Origin of the sequence: Acinetobacter sp. BSP-28, assembly GCF_044130285.1 — a bacterium.
In the GTDB taxonomy this organism is placed as follows: domain Bacteria; phylum Pseudomonadota; class Gammaproteobacteria; order Pseudomonadales; family Moraxellaceae; genus Acinetobacter.
This window is the reverse complement of sequence record NZ_JBIQOB010000093.1, coordinates 1-260: the sequence shown is the minus strand read 5'-3', so window position 1 is coordinate 260 and position 260 is coordinate 1. Positions and strand designations below refer to the sequence as shown.

Sequence of the window (260 nt, the reverse complement as noted above, 5' to 3'; positions counted from 1 at the left end):
AAAGGCATCAACTTCGGTGGTACAACCGGCAGCAACAAGTATGCTCTGGGCGATACCATCAACGTATTTGGTGATAGCAACATCACTAGTACGACCACAGCCGGTGGGGCACAATTGGGCTTAGCCAACAGCATCACGATTGGCGATGCTGCTACCGGTAAACCGGTTACCATTAACGGTAACAACGGCACAATCGGTGGCTTGACCAACACCACTTGGAACGGCACGGCAACCAAAGGCCAAGCAGCAACTGAAGACCA

1 protein-coding gene is annotated in these 260 nt (G+C 52.3%); it reads left to right on the top strand.

Annotated elements, in window-relative coordinates:
• A partial coding sequence (locus ACE01R_RS17900) for a hypothetical protein (protein WP_395552820.1) occupies nucleotides 1-260 on the top strand: 260 nt, incomplete at both ends.